4 protein-coding genes and 1 pseudogene are annotated in these 8,113 nt (G+C 43.4%); 4 read left to right on the forward strand and 1 reads right to left on the reverse strand.

The features are described 5' to 3' along the window. A pseudogene (locus QZ735_RS15570) lies at positions 1 to 257 on the reverse strand (GLPGLI family protein); the annotation flags it as partial. A 132-nt stretch (positions 258 to 389) separates the two neighbouring features. Here QZ735_RS15570 and QZ735_RS15575 point away from each other — a divergent pair. From QZ735_RS15575 to QZ735_RS15590, 4 genes are all read left to right on the forward strand, one after another. Continuing rightward, entirely contained in the window at positions 390 to 824 is a 435-nt protein-coding gene (locus QZ735_RS15575) for a hypothetical protein (RefSeq protein ID WP_294250226.1), read from the forward strand. 310 nt (positions 825 to 1,134) lie between these two features. Then, positions 1,135 to 5,988 carry a RecQ family ATP-dependent DNA helicase gene (locus tag QZ735_RS15580; RefSeq protein WP_294250229.1) on the forward strand — a complete coding sequence of 1,618 codons (4,854 nt, stop codon included), beginning with the start codon at positions 1,135 to 1,137 and terminating at the stop codon, positions 5,986 to 5,988. 182 nt (positions 5,989 to 6,170) lie between these two features. Further along, positions 6,171 to 6,983 carry an SDR family oxidoreductase gene (locus QZ735_RS15585; protein ID WP_294250232.1) on the forward strand — a complete coding sequence of 271 codons (813 nt, stop codon included), beginning with the start codon at positions 6,171 to 6,173 and terminating at the stop codon, positions 6,981 to 6,983. A 61-nt stretch (positions 6,984 to 7,044) separates the two neighbouring features. Further along, positions 7,045 to 7,965 (forward strand): helix-turn-helix transcriptional regulator, encoded by a 921-nt coding sequence (locus tag QZ735_RS15590; protein ID WP_294250233.1) that lies wholly within the window; start codon positions 7,045 to 7,047, stop codon positions 7,963 to 7,965. Positions 7,966 to 8,113: the final 148 nt, after the last annotated feature.

An 8,113-nucleotide genomic window follows, 5' to 3' on the forward strand; every position in this document is an offset into this window, starting at 1 on the left:
CTCCTGATAACCTGGCCTGTCATGTCAATATGTCTATGATCCAATGTATTGAATTTTTTATTTAAAGAATCGGCGATCAAAAGGTCTTCGCCGTAAAATTTCGTGTCATTTCTGTTGATATCCAGCACCATATAGAACTTCTGATGCTCGCTTTCGGCGGAATCCATTTTTGCCTGCAATTCATAGATATACCGGTGGGTCTGGGCCTGAAAAAAATTCACGATAATAAGGAAGCAGGATAACAACAGTGCTCTCATAAACAGGAGTATAAGGGTTCAGTACAAATATAATTATTTATACCCTTCAAAAAACGGAAAAGATGTATTTTCGTCGGGCAGCTCCGCAATGGCACCTCTCTTGCACGCCATTGCCGTATATATTTAATTCCTATGAAAAAACTGATTGCAACAACAGTATGCCTTGCCGGACTGGCAGCCTGCAGTAAACCGGCCAAAACAACAGAGGAAAAGACCGAGCCCGCACCAAAAGCCGTGGGCGCAGATAAAGACAGCCACGGGTGCAAAACTTCAGCGGGCCAGACCTGGAGCGAACTGAAACAGAATTGCATCCAGGTGTTCAACGAAGGCTTCCGGCTGAACCCCGTAGACCCGCCGAAAGATGCCGCCGTCATCAGCGCATTTATTATACTCAGTACCGATCAAAGCAAACTGGAGCTTTTTTTGCCGGATGACGCAGGCCAGCAAAGCCTGATCCTTAATAAGACCGGTAAAGATCTGTATGAAAGTGGCCCGTATAAGTATGATTCAAACAAATCTATACTCTACATGAACGGCGCAGAAAAATACAAAGGGAATGTAGAATAATCTTTTCATGATCTCCTGCGTATCAGGAAATTATGACACAAAGCCTTTACGGGCTTTTTTTGTCACTCCCATCCTGTATTTAGCATCAGCCGTGAAGAAGATAATGAATGTTCCGTTATGGCCGGGTTACCTAAGGTCCTACAGGCATTGCCGTTTTGTATTTGGAGATTTCAAGGTACCCGATTGGAATTACTGTTATATTTTTTTAATTTATTATTTTTTATTTACTTTACCTTACGTAAGAGTGAATGAAGATTAATTATAATCCTTATTTTCCGGATATCTGAAAACATAATAACTGCTGATTACCTTGATACCATTAGAAAAACATAGAGATCTTATCTCTTATATTGATACGGAGATTGAACCTGCCCACCGCAAGATCCTTGATATAGGAGCAATAAAAGAAGACGGAAGTTCCTTTCATCAAACTTCCGTCACAGGATTTATCCGATTTATTGAAACCACCCGTTTTGTCTGTGGCCATAATATTCTGAACCATGACATTAAATATATCGGCGAAGCTGTCCGCGATGCAGGGATCCCTGCTGAAAATATCATAGATACCCTGCCCCTTTCTCCTTTATTATTCCCTGCAAAACCCTATCATGCTTTATTAAAGGACGACAAAATACAGACGGATGAGGTGAATAACCCTCTTAATGATTCCATCAAAGCAAAGGAGCTGTTCCATGATGAGATAAAAGCCTTCTACAATACTGACGAGCCCCTCAGGCAAATTTTCTACCTGTTGCTGAAAGACGAAAAAGAGTTCATGGGCTTCTTCCGTTTCACCGGATATACCGCTACGCATCATGACATCGAACCGCTGATACGCCACAGATTCAGGAATGAGATTTGTGATGATGCCGATCTGAAAAAAATGATAGAGACGCATGCCGTGGAATTAGCTTATTGCCTGTCGCTTATCCATTCATTTGTAAATCATAAAAAAATTCATTCCATTACTCCGCCCTGGGTATTGAAGAATTATCCTGAAGTGGAAAGGCTGATGCTCTTACTGAGAAATAAGCCCTGTCTCATAGGTTGCGCCTATTGCCTTGAGGCACTGGATGTATTCAAAGGGCTGAAAAAGTATTTCGGCTTCAATTCATACCGTACCTATGGGGGCGAAGCTCTTCAGGAAAAGGCAGTACTTGCAGCTGTACACAGTAAATCCTTACTGGCAGTATTTCCTACGGGTGGCGGAAAATCCATCACCTTCCAGGTACCTGCCCTGATGAGCGGAGAAAATTCCGGAGGTCTTACGGTTATTATTTCGCCGTTGCAATCTTTGATGAAAGACCAGGTGGATAACTTGGAAAAAAACAATTTAACCGATGCCGTTACGATCAACGGCCTGCTCGACCCTATCGAAAGAGCCAAATCGTTCGATAGGGTGGAAGACGGATCCGCCTCACTTCTGTATATTTCCCCGGAATCATTGCGTTCGAAAAGTATAGAGCGGCTGATGCTGGGAAGAAAAATCATCCGCTTCGTTATCGATGAAGCCCATTGTTTTTCCTCCTGGGGACAGGATTTCAGGGTGGATTACCTGTATATTGGCGATTTTATAAAATCCATCCAGCAAAAGAAAAATCTCGATTACAGCATCCCCGTTTCCTGTTTTACCGCTACAGCAAAACAAAAAGTGATAGAAGATATCCGGGCGTATTTCAAAGAAAGGCTGAACCTTGATCTTGAGCTGTTTACCTCAAAAGCATCGAGGACGAATCTGCAGTACAAAGTTTTTGAAAAAGCAAATGAAGAGGAAAAGTACCAGGCCGTCCGCGACCTGATTGAAGAGAAAAGCTGTCCGGCTATCATTTACGTTTCCAGAACAAGAAAGGCCTATCTGCTGGCTGAAAGATTAAGCAACGACGGTTTTGATGCAAAGCCTTATCACGGAAAAATGGATAAGCAGGAAAAATCTGAAAACCAGGATGCCTTCATCAGTGGTAAAACGCAGATTATGGTGGCTACTTCTGCTTTCGGAATGGGAGTGGACAAAAAAGACGTGGGCATGGTGATTCATTACGAAATTTCGGATTCGCTTGAAAACTATGTCCAGGAAGCAGGAAGAGCAGGAAGAGATGAAAATATAGTTGCCGAATGCTTCGTACTTTTCAACGAAGAGGATCTGAGTAAACACTTTATACTGCAGAATCAGACCAAACTGTCTATTAAGGAAATACAGCAGGTCTGGCAGGCAATCAAAGCCATTACCCGATTCCGGTATACGGTTTCCCAATCTGCATTGGAAATCGCCAGAAAAGCAGGCTGGGACGATAATATCATGCATATTGAAACAAGGATAACAACAGCTATTGCCGCCCTGGAAGACGCAGGATACCTTAAAAGAGGACAAAATATGCCCAGGATTTTTGCCAACAGCATTTTAACAAAAAATGCCCAGGAAGCTATTGATAAAATTAATCGGTCTGTAAGGTTCGGGGAAAAACAAAAAGAGAAAGGAATCAGAATCATCAAGAAACTTTTTTCGAGCAAAAGCAGGAAGCAGTCCAATGAAGAAACTGCAGAATCCAGGGTTGATTATATCAGTGACCACCTGGGTATTGTAAAGGAAGAAGTCATCCATATTATTAATCTTCTCAGGGAAGAAAAAATTTTAGCTGATACAAAAGACCTTACCGCTTTTATAAAAAGAGGGGAAAATAAAAACCGTTCGCTCACCATAGCGGAGAATTTCTCCAGAATTGAAAGCTTTCTGCTTCCGTTTATAGAACAGGAGGAAAAGGTTTTTCACCTGAAAGAGCTGAATGAAAAAGCGGAACTGGCAGGATGTATAAACTGCAGTACGCAGCGCATTAAAACCGTCTTCAATTTCTGGTCCATCAAGAACTGGATCAGAAGGCACAGCATGGAATATTCTAAAAACCATGTGGCAGTGGCAGCTTTATATCCTGAGGAATTATTAAAGGACAAACTTGAAAAGAGACATGAGCTGGCAAGCTTTATTGTAGAATTCCTATACGGCAAAAGCCTTTCGGAAGCTTCGGAAGAGGAAGCCGGAAAACAGGAAGTGCTGATCGCATTTTCTGTTCATGAACTGAAATCCGCTTACGAAAACAGCCGTAACCTTTTTAAAAAGGAAATTGGTATTAAAGATGTTGAAGAGACCCTTTTCTATTTGTCAAGAATTGAAGCCATAAAAATAGAGGGCGGTTTTATGGTCATCTATAACCGGCTGACCATTGAGCGTACCGAACAGAACAATAATAAAAGGTATACAAAGGATGACTATCAGAAGCTGAATCAGTTTTACGAAAATAAAATCCAGCAAATCCATATCGTGGGGGAATATGCCAAAAAAATGATTACCGACTACCGGAATGCCTTACAATTTGTGGAAGATTACTTTCAGTTAAATTATGCATCTTTCCTCGCCAAATATTTTAACGGCAGCAGGCAGCAGGAGATCGGCCGTAATATTACACCTTCCAAATTCAGACAGCTTTTCGGGGAACTATCCCCTACCCAGCTTAAAATCATCAATGATAAAGAAGCACAGCACATTGTTGTGGCTGCCGGGCCCGGCAGCGGAAAAACCCGGGTACTTGTCCATAAACTGGCCGCTCTTCTTTTAATGGAAGATATAAAACAGGAGCAACTGCTGATGATTACGTTTTCCAGAGCGGCTGCAACGGAATTTAAAAAGCGGCTGATCAAGCTGATCGGGAATGCGGCTCAATTCGTGGAAATAAAAACTTTTCATTCCTACTGTTTTGATTTATTGGGTAAAGTCGGAAACCTCGAGAAGTCTGATCTCATTATCAAAAGAACCATCGAAAAGATCAAGAACGGTGAGGTGGAAGCCAGCAGGATTACCAAAACCGTACTGGTTATTGATGAAGCCCAGGATATGAACGAGGATGAATACAGGCTTATCAGTACATTGATGGAGCAGAATGATGATATGCGGGTAATTGCGGTAGGCGATGATGATCAGAATGTTTATGAATTCAGAGGGGCCAGCTCAAAATATCTGGAAGCACTGATATCATCCGATAATGCCGTTAAACATGAACTCGTTGAAAATTACAGAAGCAAAAATAACCTGGTAGCCTTTGCCAACGGGTTTGTGGAACAGATTCCGAACCGGCTGAAAGACACTCCTGTCATACCCGTGCAGAACGATCACGGTAAAATAAAAATAGTACATTATGACAACAGAAACCTTATTGTTCCTATGATCAGCGATCTGTTGCATACAGATATTGCCGGAACAACCTGTGTGCTGACAAAGACCAATTACGAGGCATTGCAGATTACAGGATTGCTCTTAAAAAACAGCATCCCTGCAAAACTGATCCAGACCAATGACAGTTTCAATATGTACCACCTTGCGGAAGTCAGATTTTTCCTGAACCGTCTGGATATACACGGCGACACTTTCACCATCAGCGATGAAGTATGGGATAGAGCCCGGAAAGAGGTGAAAGATAAATTTCATAACAGTAATAAGTTAGAGATCTGCATCAACATTATTGAAGAATTTGAAGCCACCAATACCAGAAGAAAATACAGATCCGATCTGGAGGCATTCATCAGGGAATCCAGGCTGGAAGATTTTTTCAGCGGGAAGGGAGAAACGGTGTTTGTTTCAACTATTCATAAGAGCAAGGGGAGGGAATTCGATAATGTATTTCTACTGCTGGAGAATTTCAGTCTCTCAACAGATGAGGCTAAAAGGCAATTGTATGTAGCCATGACAAGAGCGAAAAATAACTTAACCATCCACACGGATGCTAAATTCCTTTCTCACCTCTCCGTCGATCATGTAACAACGATCGAGGATAAGAAAATGCATGACCAGCCGGAAGAACTGGCCATACATCTGACATATAAGGATGTATGGCTGGACTTTTTTAAAAATAAGCAGCATCTGATCTCCGAGCTCGTCCCCGGCGACTTCCTGATCCCGCAGGGAAATGAATGTATCAACTCCCGTCACCAGCCTGTTTTAAAATTCTCCCAGCATTTTATCGAAAGAATCGGGAATATTAAAAAAAAGGGATATCAGCTGAAAACGGTCAAAGTGAATTTTATTATATACTGGTTAAAGGAAAATGCATCACAGGAAATAAAAATTATTTTACCGGAAGTATCTTTTAGAAAAACCGGGGCTTCTCAGATCAGATAATCAGGCTTACCGTATGCCATGAGCTTCCGGATGTACGTGATGTGGGTATAGCCATCTCTGCAACCCGCAGCTGCTTTTATAAAAAAAATACCCTCCTTCCATTTTGGCTACGGTAATTACCATTCAGACTTCTTCAGTGATCTGCCGGTGTGATACCTTTACCGTATTAAATCCAAAAAACTATGGACAATACGATTTTTATCACCGGAGCTTCATCCGGAATCGGAAAAGCAGCGGCCCGGCTGTTTGCTTCAAAAGGCTGGAATGTTATTGCCACCATGCGTACCCCGGAAAACGAAACGGAACTCAATCAGTTGCAGAACGTTACCGTACTGCAACTTGATGTAACCCAACTGCAGCAGATCCATGAGACGGTACGGAAGATCCTGGACACACATCAGGTAGACGTGGTTTTCAACAATGCGGGCTATGCCCTGATGGGAGCACTGGAAGCGGTTTCAGATGAGGAGATCCGGGCCCAGATGGAAACGAACTTCTTTGGGGTGGTAAGGGTAACGAAAGCCTTTATCCCGTATTTCAGGGAAAAAGGAAAGGGATTGTTTATTACCACAGGTTCTTCTGCAGGCCTGGCAGGATTCCCGATGGGTTCCGTCTACGACGCCAGCAAATGGGCGATCGAAGGATGGAGTGAAAGCCTTTCATATGAACTGGCAGAATTCAATATCGGCATCAAGACCATTGAACCCGGCATGGTGGCTACGGAAATCATGAACAAATCCCCGATGGTGGCCCATCCTGCCTATGACAGGCTTCTGAATAATTTTATAACAGCCATTACCCGGCAGGAGATTATGACCACTCCGGAGCAGATTGCCGAAGTCGTGTACGGAGCTGCCACGGACGGATCAAAAAAGCTGAGGTATGTCTGCGGCGAAGATGCCGTTGCCCTATACCGCCACCGCCTTGAAGTGGGTGACGAAGCCTTCCGCGAGGGGATTTTTGAAATGATGAACAGCGGAATATCAATTGGTTAAATCTATAAAATCTAATGGCCAGTGGAATTCCGGCCATTAGATTTTACGTATATTTGGAAATATGAAACCTCAAGAAACCAATCATCTCCGGCATTTCCGCACGCTCTCCGGGATGCATCAGGAGCTGAATTTGCCCGGACCGGCGCATCCTCTGATCAGCCTGCTGGATTACCGGGAAGTGGAAATTACCAGGCAGATGCTGTCCACGGGTTTTATGATGGATTTTTACCACATTACCTATAATGATTCGTCAGGATGCAGGATGAAATACGGGCAGACGACCTATGATTTCAATGAAGCCGGCATGTGCTTTACCGCTCCCGGGCAGCCGCTGGCAGGCATACAGTCTGCAGGAACCCCTTCAGGATTTACCTTACTGATACACCCTGACTTTTTCAGGGGCTACCCTTTAGAACGTAAAATCAGGAACTACGGCTTTTTCTCCTATCTGATCCATGAAGCGCTGTACCTGTCTGAAAGAGAGAAAAACATCATGACCAACATTGCCGGCATCATAAACGATGAACTGAAAACATCCATTGACGACCTGAGCCACGATGTGCTGATCTCCCAGCTGGAACTTTTGCTGACCTACAGCCAGCGGTTTTACAAAAGGCAGTTCATCACCCGGAAGATCATCAATACCGATCTGCTGAGCCGGATGGAGCTGCTGCTCGATGAATATTTCAATTCCGAAAAAGCAGTGATCGAAGGAATCCCGACGGTAAAATACCTGTCTGACCAGCTGAAAGTGTCCCCGCGCTACCTGGGCGATATGCTGCGCTCGGTCACGGGGCTGAATACCCAGCAGCATATCCACTTAAAACTGATTGAAAAGGCCAAAGAAAAGCTTTCCGCCACCCATCTGACGGTAAGTGAGATTGCCTATGAGCTTGGGTTTGAACATCCGCAATCCTTTAGCAAGTTCTTCAGGAGCAAGACCAATTCCTCGCCGCTGGAATTCAAACAGACGTTTAACTGACATTCCCCCTCTGAAGAAACAGGAGATCATTTAACTATATCATCTGACATGAAGCAATCTGAGGAATTAGTACAACTGTATGACCGTCTTTTTTGCCAATCCATCGGTGCCATTGAAAAAGGAGATATCGTACCGGACGGAAGGATTG

It is taken from the genome of uncultured Chryseobacterium sp. (genome assembly GCF_913776365.1).
Lineage (GTDB): Bacteria > Bacteroidota > Bacteroidia > Flavobacteriales > Weeksellaceae > Chryseobacterium.